This window comes from Mucilaginibacter sp. AK015 (assembly GCF_014200785.1).
Taxonomy (GTDB): Bacteria; Bacteroidota; Bacteroidia; order Sphingobacteriales; family Sphingobacteriaceae; genus Mucilaginibacter.
This window is the reverse complement of the sequence record NZ_JACHCV010000002.1, coordinates 119,874-137,392: the sequence shown is the minus strand read 5'-3', so window position 1 is coordinate 137,392 and position 17,519 is coordinate 119,874. Positions and strand designations below refer to the sequence as shown.

Genomic DNA, 17,519 nt, shown 5'->3' with positions numbered 1-17,519 from the left:
GAATTATGGACTATCGACTATTAACTAAAAAAAATTATCTTCGTTACATGTCGCCCAAAGAGCAAATTAAGGCCCTCACTGCCGAATTGAAACAGCACACTTATAATTATTATGTGCTGGCCATGCCTACTATTTCTGATTACGAATTCGACAAAAAGCTGGAGTATTTAAACGAACTGGAAAAGCAATTTCCAGAATTTGCCGATCCGGAATCGCCTACACAGGTGGTGGGCGGCGATATCACCAAGGAGTTTGTGACGGTTAAGCACCGCTGGCCAATGTTATCGTTAGGTAACACCTATAACGAGCAGGAACTGGTAGATTTTGACCAGCGTATACGTAAGGCCATTGGCGATAATTTTGAATATGTGTGCGAATTGAAGTTCGACGGTTTGTCTATGAGCCTTACTTATGAACAAGGCAAGCTGGCACGTGCTGTTACCCGTGGCGACGGCACCCAGGGGGATGAGGTAACCACCAATGTACGCACGATACATAGCATACCAAAAAAACTGGGTGAGGGCGATTATCCCGATCTGTTTGAGATACGCGGCGAGGTGTTTATGCACTTAAAAGCATTTGAAAGGCTAAACAAAGAGCGTGTTGATAACGGCGAAGTACCGTACGCTAATCCGCGCAACTTTGCATCGGGCACTATAAAGCTGCAGGACTCGGCCGAGGTTGCCCGCCGGCCGCTGGATTGCTTTCTGTACGGCCTTTATACCGAGAGGCCCTTATTTAAAACGCATTGGGAAAGCCTGGAAGCTGTTAAAGGCTGGGGCTTTCATGTAGATAACCATAGCCGCCTGGTAAAAGATATTAACGGTGTGTTAGATTTTATAGCTCACTGGGATACCGAGCGCCATAACCTGAGCTATGACATTGATGGGATAGTTATCAAAGTAAACAATTATTCGCAGCAGCAGGAGCTTGGCTATACCGCCAAATCTCCGCGTTGGGCCATATCTTATAAATTTAAGGCCGAAAGGGTAGAGACCGAACTGCTTGCCGTTACTTACCAGGTAGGCCGCACAGGGGCCGTTACACCGGTAGCCAACCTCAAGCCAGTTTTGCTGGCAGGCACAACCGTTAAACGCGCCACCCTGCACAATGCCGACGAAATCACCGAGCGACTTAAATTGCATGAGCACGATACCGTTTATGTGGAGAAAGGCGGCGAGATCATCCCCAAAATTATAAGCGTAAATTTAGATAAGCGTAAACCCGGCGCAAGGGCAATTGAGTACATAACCCACTGCCCCGCATGCAACACAAAACTATTGCGCACCGAGGGGGAAGCTGCCTGGTACTGCCCCAACGATGAGGGCTGCCCGCCGCAAATTGTAGGGAGAATGCAGCACTTCATTGGACGTAAAGCTATGAATATCGACGGCCTGGGCGACGAAACCATCAATACACTGTATAGCCGCGGTTTTATACGGCATATAAGCGACCTTTATCATCTGCAAGATCACATTGACGAGTTAAAGCAAATGGACCGCTTTGGCGAACAATCCATTAACAACATGCTGGATGGTATTGAAAAATCAAAGCAGCAGCCATTTGAAAAGGTGTTGTTTGGCCTGGGAATACGTTACGTTGGCGAAACCGTTGCCAAAAAACTGGTAGCTCATTTCAAAACCATAGATAAGCTGATGGCGGCAAATGCCGAAGAACTCATGGCTGCCGAGGAGATAGGCGGCCGTATCGCCGAAAGCATTACCGATTACTTTGCGGATGAAGATCACCGGCATGAAATTGAAAAACTAAAAGCCGCCGGCCTGCAATTTGTAGCCGAAGAAAAAGAGGTGACCCTGGCAAGTGATAAGCTAAGCGGGCAAAACTTTATCATATCGGGCACGTTTGAGAAATTCTCGCGTGATGAGCTGAAGGATATTATTGAACAAAATGGCGGTAAGATATTGAGCAGTATATCTGCCAAGCTAAGCTACCTTGTGGCCGGCGAAAATATGGGCCCTGCCAAACTGGAAAAGGCCAATAAGCTAAATATTCCGATAATCAGCGATCATGAATTACTGGCGATGATCGGTTAAATAGATTTTTTAATGGATACAATTAAATGGGGTATAATAGGCTGCGGTAACGTAACCGAGAAAAAGAGCGGGCAGGCATACAATAAAATTGCCGGCAGCAAGCTGGTTGCGGTAATGCGGCGCGATGCCGAAAAGGCAGCCGATTACGCGTTGCGACACCATGTTGACCGATGGTATAACGATGCTGAAGATTTAATGAACGACCCTGAAGTGAATTCTGTATCGATAGCCACACCTCCTGCATCACACCTGGAATATGCTTTGCGGGCGATTAAAAAAGGCCTTAATGTGTATGTGGAAAAACCGGTTACCCGCAACGCCGGCGAAGCACAGCAAATGGCTGATGCGGTTAACCAAAGCGGCGCAAAGCTTACAGTAGCGCATTACCGCCGCGCCCTGCCCATGTTTTTGCATGTAAAAAGCCTGATAGATAATGGCGCTATCGGCGATATCAGAACCGTGCAGATAAGGATGTGGCAATATCCGCGGCCTAAGCTGCAGGAGAACGCGCCACCAAACTGGCGGCTGCAGCCCGAGCTATCTGGCGGGGGGTACTTTCATGACCTGGCCCCGCACCAGCTTGACCTGATGCTATATTACTTTGGCGAGCCTGCTCATTCTACGGGTTATAGCCTAAACCAGGGCCAATTTAGCCCCGCCGATGATCATGTTTGCGGGCAGATAGTATTTAAAAATAAGGTGGTGGTTAACGGCTCGTGGTGTTTTAACGTGGCAAAAAGCGAGGCAGTTGACAGTTGCGAGATGATTGGTACAAAGGGGAAGATAACTTTTCCGTTTTTTGGCACATTTGTTACCTGCAAAAATGAAGAAGGTGAGCAAACTGTAAACTTTACCCACCCCGAGCATATTCAGCAACCTATGATCACCAAAATAGTATCATACTTTAAAGGGGAGGGCCCAAACCCGTGCACTATTGACGAAGCTGTAGTTTTGATGAAAGTGATGGATTCGTTTACTATCTTTAGGTAATGGATACTGACCTAAGCCTGCCCTTTCCGCCTGTACCTGCGGGCGCGGATAAAGAAATACTTAAGCCTTCGGCATCGTTTAACTCAAATGTATATCGCTCAATTGGGGCGGTATTGTTGTTTATTGTAACCTATATAGTGCTGCTTTTAGCTGTTGTTGGTTTAGCCATTGCATTTGGTACGCTTGGTGTAGCCATTATAGCTGCTAAAGTAGGCTTCCTCACACTTGTGTTAGGTGCGGCGCTTATTGGATCGGGGATATTGCTGGTATATTTTATTATCAAGTTTCTTTTTAAACAAAATGTTACCGATTACTCGGGGATGATAGAGATATCTGAGGATGATCAGCAAAAATTGTTCGCGTTTATAAGGCAGCTAACTAAAGAAACCAACGCACCGTTTCCAAAGCATATTTTTTTATCAGCTGATGTAAACGCCGGCGTATTTTACGATTCCAGTTTCTGGAGCATGTTTTTCCCCGTAAAGAAGAATTTAAAGATAGGACTGGGGCTTGTAAACTCGTTAAACATATCAGAGTTTAAAGCGGTTATGGCGCACGAGTTTGGTCATTTTTCGCAACGGAGCATGAAGTTTGGCAGCTACGTTTATAACATGAACAAAGTGATACACAACCTGCTTTATGATAACGAAGGGTATGGCCGGGTTTTAAACTCCATATCAAAGCTGCATTCGCTGTTTACCTTAACAGCGTGGATAAATATCCAGGTGATCAGGGTAATACAGTATATCCTTAAACAAGTGTATGTTGTCCTCAATAAAACGTACATGGGCCTCTCGCGTGAGATGGAATTTCACGCTGATGCAATGGCCGCCTATGTAAGCGGCTCTAACCAGGTTATTAGTTCGCTAAAACGGATAGAGGTAGGGCAGCTTTGTTATAATGAACTATTAAATTACTGGAGCACGCAACTCGAAAAAAATAACCGGTCGGATAATTTTTATCCGCAGCACCTGGAAATGATAAAACATTACTCGGTGCAAAACAAGCTTGCCATTGATGCAAATGGGCTGCCGGTTATACCTAATGGTATTGATGTGGTAAATACAAGCCAAGTAGTAATAAACGATCAATGGTCGTCGCACCCTTCAACTGCCGACCGTGAGGCGCGCCTGACAGCGCTTAACTTGCAAACTATGGTAATTGAGGATACAGCGTGGTCGCTTTTTAACGATGCCGGCGCATTGCAGAGATTGCTTACGGATGACGTGTATTCGACCACATCGGCAACTGAAAAAACCGAAAGTGTGGGCCTGGAAGTGTTTAAGAGCGATTTTTTCGGAAATCCGGACCAGTATAAACTGGATGATTTTTATAAAGGCTATTACGATGGCCGCGGTATTAGCCAGTTTGATGTAGATGAAGCAGTTAAGGAATTGGCAACTGCTGCCCCCAAAAAAATTGAGGACCTATTATCAGCAGCCAACACCAGCTTGCCAACTGCCATAGACAGGATGCAACAGGATATTAATGTGCTGCAAAGTATCGTAAATGAAGGTAATAACATTAAAACATTTGATTATAAAGGTATAAAGCACCGTAGCAGCGATGCCGAAGCTACGATGCAAGCGATTGAGCAGGAGCGGCTGGCAGCAGCGCAGCAATTGGAAAAATTAGATAAAGACATTTTTATGTATTTTTACAGTATAGCTAAAAGCGATATTGACAAAGAATTACTGGTAGCTAAATACAAAAAGCTGTTTAAGGTGAATGCCGGTAGCCAGAACGATTACGAGTTATACACGGATGTGATGACATATTTTAACAACGTATATGTAACCATGCCTTATGATAAGATCGAAGATAACTTGCACGATATTTACGCCCGGGAGGTTAAATTAAAACCAAGGATGTTAGAAATATTACAGGACGAAGAGAACCTCGCGTATTTTTCGGACGAGCAGTTAAAAGCGTTAAAGCATTATTGTACAACAAAGCTTACCTATTTTACCGGTCGTAATTATGATAATGCCGCTATAAATGCTTTTAATGAAGGTACAGGCGCATATATATTGGCCATAACAAACCGAAATTTTCAAACAAAAAAAGACCTTTTAAGTCTTCAGGTAAGTATGCTTAACAGCAAGTAAAATTTTCATAATTTAACCCGATGAAAAATCTTTTCATGATCGTTATTGTGGCGTTTACATTTACAGTAAATGCGTCGGCGCAAAGTTATGAAGCGCCTAAAGATTATCATTTTAATAACCACGAAGATTATACTAAATACGAGGGAGAGATTGTTAAAACCGCAGACTGGCTGATGAAAACGCCATGGGGGGCCGAGCCTGCTAAAACTGAAGCGGCGACCCAATTTCTTTTGGTATGGGCTCAGGGTACGCCGGATGTTGTTATCGAACTGAAACAGGTGATTATGGATCTTTCGGATGCAAACCCGCAGCTTGGATTTATCTATATGGCACAATTTTCTAAATACGCGATACAGCACAAGGCCGATTTTGATAAAACAAAAGCCAACATGGTTGCTTTAAGGGCAGTAATAGCGAAATATAATATGGAGCCAACCCATAAGCGCGACGGCGATATAGAACGGTTAATTGAACTGGATAAGAACAATAAATTGGAATCGTGGGTAGGCCAAACCTTTGAAAGCAATTAAGCTCAGTAGCGATACTACTTCAATACAAAAGCCGTCTGATTTTTTAAGACGGCTTTTGTATTGAAGATCAATGTTATTTTTTCTTAGGCACCTTAGCGCCTTCTTTCCGGGCTTCAGATAAACCTATCGCAACAGCCTGCTTTTTGCTGGTAACTTTTTTACCGCTGCCGCTTTTTAACTTACCTTCTTTCATCTCGTGCATGGTTTTTTCAACCTTTTCGCCCGCTTTTTCTGAATATTTTGCCATGGTAGTATGTTTTTATACTATAATTTATAGCAAAGTGCTTGCCAAAATGATATCGGCACAGGTTACGCGTAATATTTAAAGATGGTATATAAAACATCGTAAAGCCTGAAAATTGTTGCACATTTACATTGCTATTGAAACATAAAAAATATATATATGTTGAGCATTGAAACATAACACCTGTATGCCTGCAAAAAAACTAATAGCTCCGTTTTACGAAAGACTGGCCCTTATACTTATAGGCCTTTGTGTGTTGGGTTACCTGGTGGTAATGGCCAAGGAGCTGATAGATCCTATGATATTCGGGTTTTTGTTTGCCGTGTTGCTGCTGCCTGTTTCAAACTTCTTCGAAAAAAAGTGCAGGTTACCACGCAGCGCATCATCCTTTATTTCTATACTGCTGCTGGTGGGCTTTGTAGGTAGTATCATGTACCTGATAGGAGCTCAAATCACTAATATCGCTAATGATTGGCCTATGCTGCAGAGCCAGGTAAAAGAGTCTGTGAATAACCTGTCAGATTGGGTTCAAAACACGTTCCATATTAACGGCCATAAACAAATAACCTATGTGAATAGTGCTGCCGACAAAATTATGGCATCGGGTACTGCGGTTCTGGGTACCACTTTCGGCGCGGTATCATCACTTGTGCTGTTCTATGTATTTATATTGATATTTACGTTTTTTATACTGTTTTACAGGCGCTTGCTGTTCCGCTTCATTACCTGGGTTTTCAGCGAAGAGAACAGGCAAATTGTGGTTGACATAGTAGAGAACGTACAAAGAATACTGCGGCAATACATTTTAGGATTACTTATAGAAATGGTTATTGTAGCAGGCATGGCCATCACAGTTTTTTATATTATTGGTATAAAGTATGCCGCCTTACTGGGGATTATTGTAGGTGTGTTTAACATTATACCTTATATCGGCATCTTTAGTGCTTTACTGCTAAGCACTGTTGTAACGTTTGCAACCGGTACTATAAGCCAAACGCTTACCGTGGCGGCGTGTACAATAGGCATACACATAGTTGATGCTAATTTTTTGCTGCCGGCGGTGGTGGGCTCAAAGGTGCGGCTTAACGCGCTTATCTCATTCATCGGCATTGTTATCGGCGAAATGATATGGGGCCTGTCGGGCATGTTCTTATCTATACCAACTATCGCCATTTTTAAAATAATATTCGACAGGATAGAAAGCCTTAAGCCATGGGGCTACCTGCTTGGCGGCGATTACGAGTATAAGGAAACCGCGCAAAAGAAAATGAAAACAGAGTGATGTAATAATCAGAGATTGGCTACCTCAGTTAGTTTATCAAATCGTAAATACGAATGAACAATGTGGCGGCGTAAGCCATCAGTACCACTGTGTTTACAACCAGCAGCCAGTTAAGATCGGTTTTACTGAACTTTTTTACCGAGCATATTATCAGCAAAGCCACAAAGCCAAGTATCAACAAAATAGGGAATATGAGCGTCCAGGCATGCTGCGGGGCAAGATAAATGTGCTTGAGTTTAGAGGTATCACCCTGCAAAAATGGTATAAGGGCTATCAGCAGTAAAATAAAAAATAAACGGGTTACAATCTTGGCGGCTATCTGGCTTGTCTTCATTAGCGGCCAAATTAGTAAATTTGATGTAATGAATGATTACCGAAAACTATTGCTGCTTGTTTTTTTATGGTTACCCTTCATGGCAGTTGCACAGGTCAATACGGGTGCAACCTCATTCCGCATAGTGCCATTGGGCGTTTTAGGTGGTGCCGATGAAAGTAACCTGTCGGCCTATATGCTGGCGCCAAAAGGATCGGATAATTATATCTGTTTAGATGCCGGTACAATTCGCGCGGGGATAGCCAAAGCCATAGCATACAAAACCTTTACCATCCCCGCAGAGCAGGTACTTAAAAAGGATATTAAAGGCTATTTCATCTCGCACGCTCACCTCGACCATGTGGCGGGGCTTATTATGAACTCGCCGGAAGATAGCACTAAGAATATTTATGGTTTGCAAAGTACCCTGGAAACCGTCAAAACGCATTACTTTACCTGGGATAGCTGGGCCAATTTTGCCGATGACGGCGTTGCGCCACAATTAAAGAAATATCATTATCAACCATTAACGCCCGGCTCAAAAATGCCTGTTGAAAATACCGGTATGCAGGTACAGATATTTCCGCTAAGCCATGCTAATTTAACCAGTACTGCATTTCTAGTAAGCAGCAAGGATAACTATGTACTTTATTTAGGCGATACGGGCGCCGATGAAATAGAGAAAAGCAAAAACCTGCATAATCTGTGGGTGGCGGTTGCCCCGCTGGTAAAAGGCAAAAAGTTGAAAGCGATTATGATAGAAGTATCGTTCCCGAACGAACAACCGGAGAAAAACCTGTTTGGCCACCTTACGCCGCACCTGCTAATGAACGAAATGACAGAACTGGGCAAACTATCGGGTACATCTTTAAAAGGCTTGAATGTAGTGATAACCCATTTAAAGCCGCCTTACAAAAGCATGCTGAAGATAAAAGCGCAGTTAAAAACTGCTAATAAGCTACAACTGAACTTAATATACCCTAAACAAGGTATAGCTTTACAATTATAAGGCTATTTATCATCCAGCAGATCGATACAGTTTTTGGAGAGGGCTTTTAAACGGCCGTTTAATGTAGCTGCCCCCTGCGCATCATTGATGTTTTTATAAAGCGATTTAATAAGCGATAGGGTATCGTCGTTTGGGTCGCAGGCCTGGGCTTTTTCCAGGCAGGGCAATGCCTTTTTTACCGCTGCTGTATAAAGACTGGTCAGTCGTTTGGCTTCGTCTTTGTTAAACCTGTTAGCATTAAGTTTATCACCAAGGGCGGTAACATCCTTCATGTACAGGTAGCCTAACGCGCGCTGCACCACATAGTAATCGGGCACGGCCGCGGCAACTTTCTCGTAATATTCCTGGGCCTTTACCGATTGGCCGTCGTTCTCGAACAGGTTGCCAATGGCATAATAAAAGTTTATCCGGGCGTTGGCCTTCAGTTTGTCCAGGTTGGGGATCAGGTCCTGGCCAAGTGTTAACGCCTTATCAGTTTCGCCTTGCAGGCGGGCCAGGTTAAAATCAAGGTATTGATTATACACATCATCGGCAGTTTGGGCACGGCTTGTAAACGCCGCAAAAGCTATCGATAAAATTATTAATGATCTTTTCAACATAGACGATGTAATAACGCCGGATTTAGGGTTTTATATACAAACCAATACAATTAAAACTCAAGCGGGCCAAGCCTGCGCATGTTTTTCATGATCAGGTATTGCCGGTGCTTTAAATAACGCGTTGGCCTGGTGGCGCTCCACTTAAGCGGGCTTGGAAATATAACCGCAATAGCTGCCGCCTGCCGTTTGGTTAGCTTTGATGCCGGTTTGTGAAAATACGCCTGCGATGCGGCTTCGATGCCGTAAATACCATCGCCCATTTCAATAACGTTAAGGTACACCTCCATAATGCGCTTTTTACTCCAGAAGGTTTCTATCAGTATGGTAAACCACGCCTCGAAGCCCTTGCGCACAAACGAGCGACCCGGATACAGGAAAACATTTTTGGCTGTTTGCTGGCTAATGGTGCTGCCGCCTATCAATTTTTTGCTTTTTGCATTTTTTTGAATGGCATGTTCAATGGCTTTAAAATCAAACCCGTGGTTTTCTAAAAAGGTTTGGTCTTCGGCAGCAACGGCCGCGCGTTTCATGTTATCGGCAATATCATCAAACGCAACCCATTTTTTATCTATTTTCCAGTCCTTACCATCGGCTTTGCGTTCAAAGCCGCGCTGTATCATCAGCCAGGTAAAAGGAGGGTTTACAAACTTGAAGAACAATACACCAAACAAGCTGGCAGCAACAAATACAATAATCGCAAGTTTAAGTATGCGTAATACCAGCCTTACTACACCATTATTGAAAAATCCTTTTGTTTTACTGCTGCTTTTGCGACTTTTTGTTTTTGTGGCCATTGTGATATTTGGTGCCTCTAATTTGCGTATAATCTTTTTATTAACGCAAAAAAGGTGCTTAGCCTCAAACTAAACACCTTTTTTTAAATTCTAAAATCTAAATCCGAAATCGAAATTCCGAAATCCGATATCAAAGGTTAATTACTCAGCAACAACTGAGAAAGGAACCTGAACTTTAACTTCTTTATGCAGGTTAACTATTGCGGTGTAATCACCAACAAATTTAGGCTCCTGGTCAAAAGTGATGCGACGACGGTCAACTTCAAAACCTTCTTTTTTAAGGGCATCAGCTACCTGTATGGTATTGATAGCACCGAAGATCTTGCCGCTTTCGCCTGCTTTAGCACCGATAGAAAGTTTAACACCTTCCAATTTAGCGGCGATAGCATCAGCATCTTTGCGTATTTTTTCTTGTTTAAACTGTGCCTGCTTTAAGTTTTCTGCTAAAACTTTGCGCGCACTTACAGTTGCTAATATTGCGTAACCTTTAGGGATAAGAAAGTTGCGGCCATAACCTGGCTTTACATTCACTACATCGTCTTTATCGCCGAGGTTTTTTACGTCTTGTTTTAAAATAACTTCCATTGCTTTTTACCTCCGATTATTTTAATGAGTCTGTAACATAAGGTAATAAACCGATGTGGCGCGCACGCTTAACAGCTTGGGCCACTTTACGCTGAAACTTCAACGAAGTCCCTGTTAAACGGCGTGGTAACACTTTACCCTGATCGTTAACAAACTTTAGTAAAAAGTTAGCGTCTTTGTAATCGATATACTTAATACCATTCTTTTTAAAACGGCAGTATTTTTTACGGTTATCCTCCACCTTTGGAGCGGTAACGTATTTAATTTGGTCGTTTGCCATTAGTTGTTTTCCTCCACTTTAGCTGCAGGTTTCTTGTTAAAGGCACCGCTGCGTTTTTTGTCGTTGTAAGCAATGGCATGTTTATCCAAAGCAATAGTAAGGAAGCGTAACACACGCTCATCGCGCCTTAATTCAACTTCCAGTTTGTTAATAAGATCACCGGGAGCCTTGAATTCAGTTAGGTGATAGTACCCTGTAGTTTTCTTTTGAATAGGGTACGCTAATTTTCTCAAACCCCAATTATCCTCCTGGACAATTTCGGCTCCGCCATCAGTTAAAACTTTGCTGTATTTGGCAATTGCCTCTTTAGCAGTTTCATCTGATAACAACGGGGTTAGAACGATCACGATTTCGTACTGTTGCATTATTATTTTGATTTTTAATTATTTACCCCGGTATATCGGGGCTGCAAATGTATGAAGAAATATTATATAATCAAAGCTGTTTAAGTTGTATTTTTGAGGGCTTAAGAGCAACCTTATCAATATCATGAAGAAAATTTCGATACTAATTGCACTGCTGATTTGTGCCGCGTTTTGTAAAGCACAAGCAACGCCCGGACCGGCCGAAGTTAAAATGACCAACGCCTTATGCGATTGCATTACCAAACTCGATAAATCGAAACTTAAAGGGGCAAAAGAGGCTAATGCAGCTTTTATGGATTGTTTTGGTGAACAGGCAGATCTTATACCGGATGTAGCTGCCGAACGGAAAGTTGAAATTAGCGATGGTGAAGCCATGAAAAAAATCGGTAAAGATATAGCCGAAAATTTAATGAGGCTTAAATGCGATGGCTTTATGCAGCTTGCTGTTAAAATGGCCGGGAAAGATGAGGATAGCGAAACAGAAACAGTTACCCAGGCAACCACGGGCACCTTTAAGCGGATAGATACCAAAGGCTTTAATTATTTTGTACTTACAGATGCCGCCGGCAGCGAGCGTTCATTTATCTGGTTGAAGCAGTTCCCGGGCTCTGAACAATTTATGGGGCCTACGGTAAAGTTTGCCGGTAAAAATTTAAAGGTTACCTGGCAGGAGATGGAAGTTTATTTGCCGCCCGCTAAAGGGTATTATAAAGTAAAAGAAATTGTATCGGTTGATATTTTGTAAGCGAAATTATCAAGTATGAAAAAGTATTTTGGAATTTTACTACTGATGTTCGTCAACTGCACCGCCTTTGCGCAGTATAGTAATAACATCAAACGCGATGCAACCCAGATGATAGCGCATATGATCAACAAAGATTATATAGCAGCGGCCAAGTATATAATGCCAAAGTTTATAGCTGCCTCGGGCGGACCTTATAGCCTGGCCAAAAGTATCGAAGCGTCGTTTGCACCGATGCTACAAAATGGTGTACAGTTTGATTTTTCGATAGATGAGCCGGGGGCGGTGATCAAAACCCCTTCGGGATTGTATACTGTTATGATACAAAGAACCATCCTAAACATACCATCAAAAAAAACGAGGGGTTATTTAGATAGTTCGTTGCTGGCTTTGAGCACTGATAAAGGTAAAACGTGGAGTTTTGTTGATGTAGGCGCCATGAGCGACGATCAGATAAAGCACTATTTTCCTGACGTGTATGGTAAACTGGTTATTAAGCCTCGTGGGCAGCCTGTGTACACCCAAACAGAATAGGCGTTAATTTATAAAACATAAATGCGGGCAAAATTGTCATTAATAAAAAACATTACTTATGCAATTTGCCAACCAACACCCCGGCCAGGATAGCCACGAAGATTTCGCGGATGATTTGAATCTTGAACCAACAGACACAGGCAACCCCGTTGAAGGTGATTGGAACGACGAAGACGACGAGGACTTTGACGACCAGACGGAATCTGTCAACGATCTGCACGAAATACAGGTTGATGATGACCTTGGCGAACCCGACCCCGAGGATGACGACCACTTGCCCGAAGAAGAGTTGCAATAGCACGTATTGATTTTGTTCACAATCCTTATTTGAGGTTTTAACTTAAAGCAATTGTTGCTACCTTAGTGCCTGTGGATAATTTCATTGTTTCGGCACGCAAATACCGCCCGGCTACTTTCGATACCGTTGTAGGTCAGCAACATATAACTAATACGTTAAAAAACGCTATTAAGAATAACCAGCTGGCGCAGGCATTTTTATTCTGCGGGCCACGCGGGGTGGGTAAAACAACCTGTGCGCGCATACTGGCAAAAACCATTAACTGTACCAATTTACAACCCAATGGCGAAGCCTGCGGTGAGTGCGATAGTTGCCGCGCGTTTATGAACGGAAACTCGTTTAACGTACATGAGCTTGATGCGGCATCGAACAACTCGGTTGATGATATCCGCAGTTTGATAGAACAGGTACGCATACCTCCACAAGCCGCCCGCTACAAGGTTTATATTATCGATGAGGTGCACATGCTGTCGCAGGCGGCTTTTAACGCCTTTCTGAAAACGCTTGAAGAACCACCCAGCTATGCGATATTTATATTAGCTACTACCGAGAAGCATAAGATACTGCCAACTATATTATCGCGCTGCCAGATATTTGATTTTAACCGCATCAGGGTAGAGGATATGGCCGGCCACCTGGCAGGCATAGCGCAAAAAGAAAATATTGCTTACGAACCTGACGGCCTGCATATCATCGCCCAAAAAGCCGATGGCGGCTTGCGCGATGCGCTGTCTATGTTTGATCAGATAGTGAGTTTTAGCGGTGCGAATATTACTTACAAAACAGTAATTGATAACCTTAATATCCTTGATTACGATTACTACTTTAATATAACCGATAAGCTTTTAACAGAGGACGGCGCCGCCACGCTGCTGCTGTTTGACGAGATATTAGGTAAGGGGTTTGACGGGGCGCACTTTATTTCCGGCCTGTCAGAACATTTCCGTAACCTGCTGGTGGGCAAAGATGCGTCAACCATAAAATTATTAGAAGTTAGCGAAACCATTAAGGCGCGTTACCTGCAGCAGTCGCAAGCGGCCTCTGTATCGTTTTTGCTATCGGCCATGAATATTGCTAACCAGTGTGATATCAGTTATAAGCTAAGCAAAAACCAGCGCTTACAGGTTGAACTTGCCTTGCTTAAAATGAGTAACCTGCTCTCGGTGTTCAACCTCGCTGCTCTGCCCGCCGGCGAAAACGCTGCTGCCCCAAACGGGGAGTTAAAAAAAAAACCTGATACCGCAGTAAATAGTACACCGGCTGCAGCGACTGACGAACTAAGCGTTGCAAGGGATAACCCGGTTACTTATAATAAAACCCCATCGGTTGCAGCGCCCGCTACACCATCAATGGCTATACCGACTGCCGAAGCAAAGGCAGAACCCGTTGTTGATAAGCCAAAGGTTTTTATCCCTAACGTGCATTCGGCGGCTACTTCTGTAAAAATACCCTCGTTAAAAGATTTGGGTAAGCAGGTTGAAGAAGCGGCGTTAGAGGAAGACGACCCTTACTTGAAAGGTACCGATAAAGAGCCTTTTACCATAGATGAGTTTTTGCAATTATGGACCAACCATGGTGCCAAGCTTAAGGCAGAGGGTAAGCCGGCTACGCTATATACCATATTTACAGCTGTAACGCCAATAGTTTTAGGCCCCGAGAGCTTTGAGGTGCCGGTATCAAACAAGGTACAGGAACTTGCCTTTAGGGACGAACGGCCGTACCTGCTAAACTTTTTGCGTACCACGCTAAAAAATTTCAGCATAGAGGTTAATGCACGTGTAGATGAGCAAACTGTTGCCCGCAGGCCATACACCGCTATGGAGAAATTTCAGTACCTGGCAGCCAAAAACCCCCAGCTAATAGATCTGAAAAATAAATTTAACCTTGATTTTGATTGACAGAAGATGCGAAGCATCACGTTCTCCGCAAAAATTAACAGATACGCAATACTTCGCTTTTTTTATTACTTCAAAATATCCGGTGTGTCGTTTTTAGGATAACCTTCTTCGTCAAGGTCATCCCGGTCATCCTCGGGGGTATGTGCCAGGGCTGCATCGCGTGGGTTAAGTTCTACTATTTTCCCGGTATCAATATGCATACCCAGGGTATCAGCATCGGTTTCTAACGACCGGTTAGCATCATATTCACCGTTGGTATCGTATGGGTTAGCTTCGTCGTAGGTGGAGTTGAAGTCCTCTCCATCTTTTGCAGCGGTATCATACGGGTCAGGATGATCGTAATCGGGATTATCACCTTTTACATCGTATTCGTAGCTGTTGGTGCTTTCGTCGTAGTTAAGGTTTTCGCCGTCGCCGGTTTCGTTAATATCGTCGTTTAGCGGGGTGTTCCTGTCCTCTGGGTCAGTAACAAAATCCTGGTTTTGGTTATCGGGTATCATAGCTTATAGTTTTACGTATATATACTAAAAATCCTGCCAAAAAAGTAACGTAGCTATAGCTGCAGATTAATTTATAGACTTACGGTACGATATCACATCGCCAAGTGCGAATTTAACACCTAACGAGTACTGTACCAGCTTATCGTTGCTGCTCCCGGCAGTGAAGCCGTCCATGTTATCTGTAAGGTCCATGTTAAACTGGTAAGCCAGGTCTATTTTTATAGACGGTTGATTATACTTGTTAAATATCTTAAACTCGTAACCTATCCGGGCCGGTATGTATAACTCGTTGCTTTTGTTTAACCCCGCGGTAGTAAATTCCGGCGTTGTGTTTGATATACGGTTGATATTTTTCTCGTCTATTTTGTTAAAAATGTAGCCAAATCCCGTAGACAGATAGAAGTTCTTAGCGATATTCATCAACCCGCCGCCCGAATAATCTATTAATTCGCCGGCTTGCAGCTGCCCTCTGAATAATATTGACGTATATCCGTTTTTAAAGTACCTGCCCGATTTCGATTTCCGGTTTCCGCCTTCTAAAGTGCCATTTTGTAATTCAACAAGGTAATTAACAAATGGTGTTTGATTATAAATAAAGCTAACGTTTGCCGCTACTGTAGATTTTAAGGTCTCTGCGTCGCCGTATAGCTGATTTACGCTGCCCCCAAAACCAATATCATATTGAGCGTAATCGTAGCCCACCTGCGCCTTTGATAAAAGTGTAATTGAGGATAATAATAGGGTAAAAAACGTTGTTTTAGTAAGCAACTTTATCATATATAAGGCAATAATAGGCTAAAAAGCAGATGTATAAATTTTTATAAAAGTAGCATCAAACTTTTAAATAGCAACAAAAACGTCAAATAAATTGTACTTACCAACAAAAACGAAACGCTGGCGATAGTATTTTAATGAACGCAAAATATACGCTATATTATTGTTTGTGCAGATGGAAATGTAAATTAATGGGCGTATGTTTTTGCAAATAAAAATGTAAGTTTGAAGCCGTTTAATAAAAAATCATCATAAATCAGGTATGTCAAAAATTAAAGTAGAAAACCCGGTAGTAGAACTGGATGGCGATGAAATGACCCGCATAATCTGGAAGTTCATAAAAGATAAACTGATCATTCCTTACCTTGACCTGGATATAAAATATTACGACTTAGGTATCGAATACCGTGACGAGACCGATGATCAGGTTACTGTTGATGCCGCACACGCTATTTTAAAATATGGCGTAGGTATTAAGTGTGCTACCATTACGCCTGACGAGCAGCGTGTTAAGGAGTTTAACCTTAAACAAATGTGGAAGTCGCCAAACGGAACTATTCGTAATATCTTAGATGGCACGGTTTTCCGCGAGCCTATCGTTATGGCAAACGTACCCCGCCTGGTACCTAACTGGACAGCACCAATATGCATTGGCCGCCACGCTTTTGGCGATCAGTACCGGGCTACTGATTTTGTAACCAAAGGAAAAGGTAAACTAACCGTAACGTTTACGCCCGAAGATGGGGGTAAAGAGCAGTCATTTGAAGTATATAACTTTAAAGGTGATGGTGTTGCCCTTACTATGTACAATACCGACGAATCGATCCGTGGGTTTGCACATGCCTGTTTTAACCAGGCGCTGATGAAAGGCTGGCCGTTATACCTGTCAACCAAAAACACCATCCTTAAAAAATACGATGGCCGCTTTAAAGATATTTTTGAAGAGATATACCAGTCAGATTATAAAACCAAATTTGCAGAGGCCGGCATCACTTACGAGCACCGCTTAATTGACGACATGGTTGCATCGGCCCTTAAATGGAACGGTAACTTTGTTTGGGCTTGTAAAAACTACGATGGCGACGTACAATCTGATACCGTTGCACAGGGCTTTGGCTCATTAGGATTAATGACATCTACGCTGGTTACGCCAGATGGTACTGTTATGGAGGCAGAAGCCGCGCACGGTACGGTAACCCGCCACTATCGCGAGCACCAGGCAGGCCGCCCGACCTCAACAAACCCTATAGCCTCTATCTTTGCATGGACACGCGGTTTGGAATTCCGCGGATTGCTGGATAATAACCAGGAACTGGTTAACTTCTGCAAAACCTTAGAGGCAGTTTGTATTGAAACGGTAGAAAGCGGCAAAATGACAAAAGATTTGGCTATCACCATAAAACCAAAGGTAGAGCATGGTACTGATTACCTGTACACCGAAGAGTTTTTGGAAGCTATTAACGAGAATTTGAAAACGAAATTGGGTAAGTAAAAAGCCCGATTAAAATATGAAGCCTGCTCTTTTAGAGCGGGTTTTTTTATGCTTATTTCCGGATAATGGTGACACTGTTGTGTCACCATTATTTTTAAACGCTTGACTATGAAGTGTTCATGAGCGTT

The 17,519-nt window shown here is 43.0% G+C and carries 20 protein-coding genes; 11 read left to right on the top strand and 9 right to left on the bottom strand.

Features of this window, described 5'->3' with window-relative positions; genetic code table 11:
* Positions 1 to 5 precede the first annotated feature (5 nt).
* From ligA to HDC91_RS09755, 4 genes are read left to right on the top strand one after another with little or no spacing between them, the layout of a single operon-like run.
* Positions 6 to 2,054, top strand: a complete 2,049-nt coding sequence (gene ligA / locus HDC91_RS09770; protein ID WP_255476700.1) for an NAD-dependent DNA ligase LigA — start codon at positions 6 to 8, stop codon at positions 2,052 to 2,054.
* A gap of 12 nt (positions 2,055 to 2,066) precedes the next feature.
* The gene (locus HDC91_RS09765) at positions 2,067 to 3,044 is read left to right on the top strand and encodes a Gfo/Idh/MocA family protein (protein WP_183551416.1); all 978 of its coding nucleotides are present in this window, start codon (positions 2,067 to 2,069) and stop codon (positions 3,042 to 3,044) included.
* Positions 3,044 to 5,152 (top strand): M48 family metalloprotease, encoded by a 2,109-nt coding sequence (locus HDC91_RS09760; protein ID WP_183551413.1) that lies wholly within the window; start codon positions 3,044 to 3,046, stop codon positions 5,150 to 5,152. Before HDC91_RS09765 ends, HDC91_RS09760 begins: the two co-directional genes overlap by 1 nt.
* Positions 5,153 to 5,172: 20 nt before the next feature.
* Positions 5,173 to 5,682, top strand: coding sequence for a hypothetical protein (locus tag HDC91_RS09755; RefSeq protein WP_183551410.1), 510 nt, complete (start codon positions 5,173 to 5,175; stop codon positions 5,680 to 5,682).
* Positions 5,683 to 5,755: 73 nt separating this feature from the next.
* Here HDC91_RS09755 and HDC91_RS09750 read toward each other — a convergent pair whose 3' ends face one another.
* The gene (locus tag HDC91_RS09750; protein WP_183551407.1) at positions 5,756 to 5,929 is read right to left on the bottom strand and encodes a DUF6496 domain-containing protein; all 174 of its coding nucleotides are present in this window, start codon (positions 5,927 to 5,929) and stop codon (positions 5,756 to 5,758) included.
* A 184-nt stretch (positions 5,930 to 6,113) separates the two neighbouring features.
* Between HDC91_RS09750 and HDC91_RS09745 the strand changes: the two genes are divergently transcribed.
* Positions 6,114 to 7,208 carry an AI-2E family transporter gene (locus tag HDC91_RS09745; protein ID WP_183551403.1) on the top strand — a complete coding sequence of 365 codons (1,095 nt, stop codon included), beginning with the start codon at positions 6,114 to 6,116 and terminating at the stop codon, positions 7,206 to 7,208.
* Between the two features lie 28 nt (positions 7,209 to 7,236).
* Here the strand turns inward: HDC91_RS09745 and HDC91_RS09740 are convergent, their stop codons facing one another.
* Positions 7,237 to 7,542, bottom strand: a complete 306-nt coding sequence (locus HDC91_RS09740; protein ID WP_162429311.1) for a hypothetical protein — start codon at positions 7,540 to 7,542, stop codon at positions 7,237 to 7,239.
* A gap of 28 nt (positions 7,543 to 7,570) precedes the next feature.
* Here HDC91_RS09740 and HDC91_RS09735 point away from each other — a divergent pair, with 28 nt between their 5' ends.
* Positions 7,571 to 8,530 (top strand): MBL fold metallo-hydrolase, encoded by a 960-nt coding sequence (locus tag HDC91_RS09735; protein WP_183551400.1) that lies wholly within the window; start codon positions 7,571 to 7,573, stop codon positions 8,528 to 8,530.
* A 2-nt stretch (positions 8,531 to 8,532) separates the two neighbouring features.
* On the opposite strand, the gene HDC91_RS09730 is transcribed toward HDC91_RS09735, so the two are convergent.
* The 5 genes from HDC91_RS09730 to rpsF form a co-directional block, all read right to left on the bottom strand.
* The gene (locus HDC91_RS09730; protein ID WP_183551397.1) at positions 8,533 to 9,129 is read right to left on the bottom strand and encodes a lipopolysaccharide assembly protein LapB; all 597 of its coding nucleotides are present in this window, start codon (positions 9,127 to 9,129) and stop codon (positions 8,533 to 8,535) included.
* A gap of 50 nt (positions 9,130 to 9,179) precedes the next feature.
* Positions 9,180 to 9,923 carry a monofunctional biosynthetic peptidoglycan transglycosylase gene (mtgA, locus tag HDC91_RS09725; protein ID WP_183551394.1) on the bottom strand — a complete coding sequence of 248 codons (744 nt, stop codon included), beginning with the start codon at positions 9,921 to 9,923 and terminating at the stop codon, positions 9,180 to 9,182.
* A 141-nt stretch (positions 9,924 to 10,064) separates the two neighbouring features.
* Positions 10,065 to 10,508, bottom strand: a complete 444-nt coding sequence (gene rplI, locus HDC91_RS09720) for a 50S ribosomal protein L9 (RefSeq protein WP_129876403.1) — start codon at positions 10,506 to 10,508, stop codon at positions 10,065 to 10,067.
* A gap of 16 nt (positions 10,509 to 10,524) precedes the next feature.
* Positions 10,525 to 10,788 (bottom strand): 30S ribosomal protein S18, encoded by a 264-nt coding sequence (gene rpsR, locus HDC91_RS09715; RefSeq protein WP_095705209.1) that lies wholly within the window; start codon positions 10,786 to 10,788, stop codon positions 10,525 to 10,527.
* Positions 10,788 to 11,153 carry a 30S ribosomal protein S6 gene (rpsF, locus tag HDC91_RS09710; RefSeq protein ID WP_162429306.1) on the bottom strand — a complete coding sequence of 122 codons (366 nt, stop codon included), beginning with the start codon at positions 11,151 to 11,153 and terminating at the stop codon, positions 10,788 to 10,790. Before rpsF ends, rpsR begins: the two co-directional genes overlap by 1 nt.
* A 124-nt stretch (positions 11,154 to 11,277) precedes the next feature.
* Here rpsF and HDC91_RS09705 point away from each other — a divergent pair, with 124 nt between their 5' ends.
* The 4 genes from HDC91_RS09705 (at position 11,278) to HDC91_RS09690 (ending at position 14,625) form a co-directional block, all read left to right on the top strand.
* A complete protein-coding gene (locus HDC91_RS09705; RefSeq protein WP_183551391.1) occupies positions 11,278 to 11,898 on the top strand; it encodes a hypothetical protein in 621 nt (206 codons plus the stop codon).
* 15 nt (positions 11,899 to 11,913) lie between these two features.
* On the top strand, positions 11,914 to 12,429 hold the full coding sequence (locus HDC91_RS09700) for a hypothetical protein (protein WP_183551388.1): 516 nt from the start codon (positions 11,914 to 11,916) through the stop codon (positions 12,427 to 12,429).
* Positions 12,430 to 12,487: 58 nt separating this feature from the next.
* Entirely contained in the window at positions 12,488 to 12,727 is a 240-nt protein-coding gene (locus HDC91_RS09695) for a hypothetical protein (protein ID WP_183551385.1), read from the top strand.
* Positions 12,728 to 12,798: 71 nt separating this feature from the next.
* On the top strand, positions 12,799 to 14,625 hold the full coding sequence (locus HDC91_RS09690; RefSeq protein ID WP_183551383.1) for a DNA polymerase III subunit gamma/tau: 1,827 nt from the start codon (positions 12,799 to 12,801) through the stop codon (positions 14,623 to 14,625).
* 65 nt (positions 14,626 to 14,690) lie between these two features.
* Here HDC91_RS09690 and HDC91_RS09685 read toward each other — a convergent pair whose 3' ends face one another.
* Together HDC91_RS09685 and HDC91_RS09680 are read right to left on the bottom strand one after the other, a co-directional pair.
* Positions 14,691 to 15,125, bottom strand: a complete 435-nt coding sequence (locus HDC91_RS09685; RefSeq protein ID WP_162429303.1) for a hypothetical protein — start codon at positions 15,123 to 15,125, stop codon at positions 14,691 to 14,693.
* 66 nt (positions 15,126 to 15,191) lie between these two features.
* Positions 15,192 to 15,902: a hypothetical protein gene (locus tag HDC91_RS09680; RefSeq protein WP_183551380.1), complete on the bottom strand. Its 711-nt coding sequence runs from the start codon at positions 15,900 to 15,902 to the stop codon at positions 15,192 to 15,194.
* A gap of 259 nt (positions 15,903 to 16,161) precedes the next feature.
* Between HDC91_RS09680 and HDC91_RS09675 the strand changes: the two genes are divergently transcribed.
* Positions 16,162 to 17,391: an NADP-dependent isocitrate dehydrogenase gene (locus HDC91_RS09675; protein WP_183551377.1), complete on the top strand. Its 1,230-nt coding sequence runs from the start codon at positions 16,162 to 16,164 to the stop codon at positions 17,389 to 17,391.
* The last annotated feature ends 128 nt before the right edge of the window (positions 17,392 to 17,519 follow it).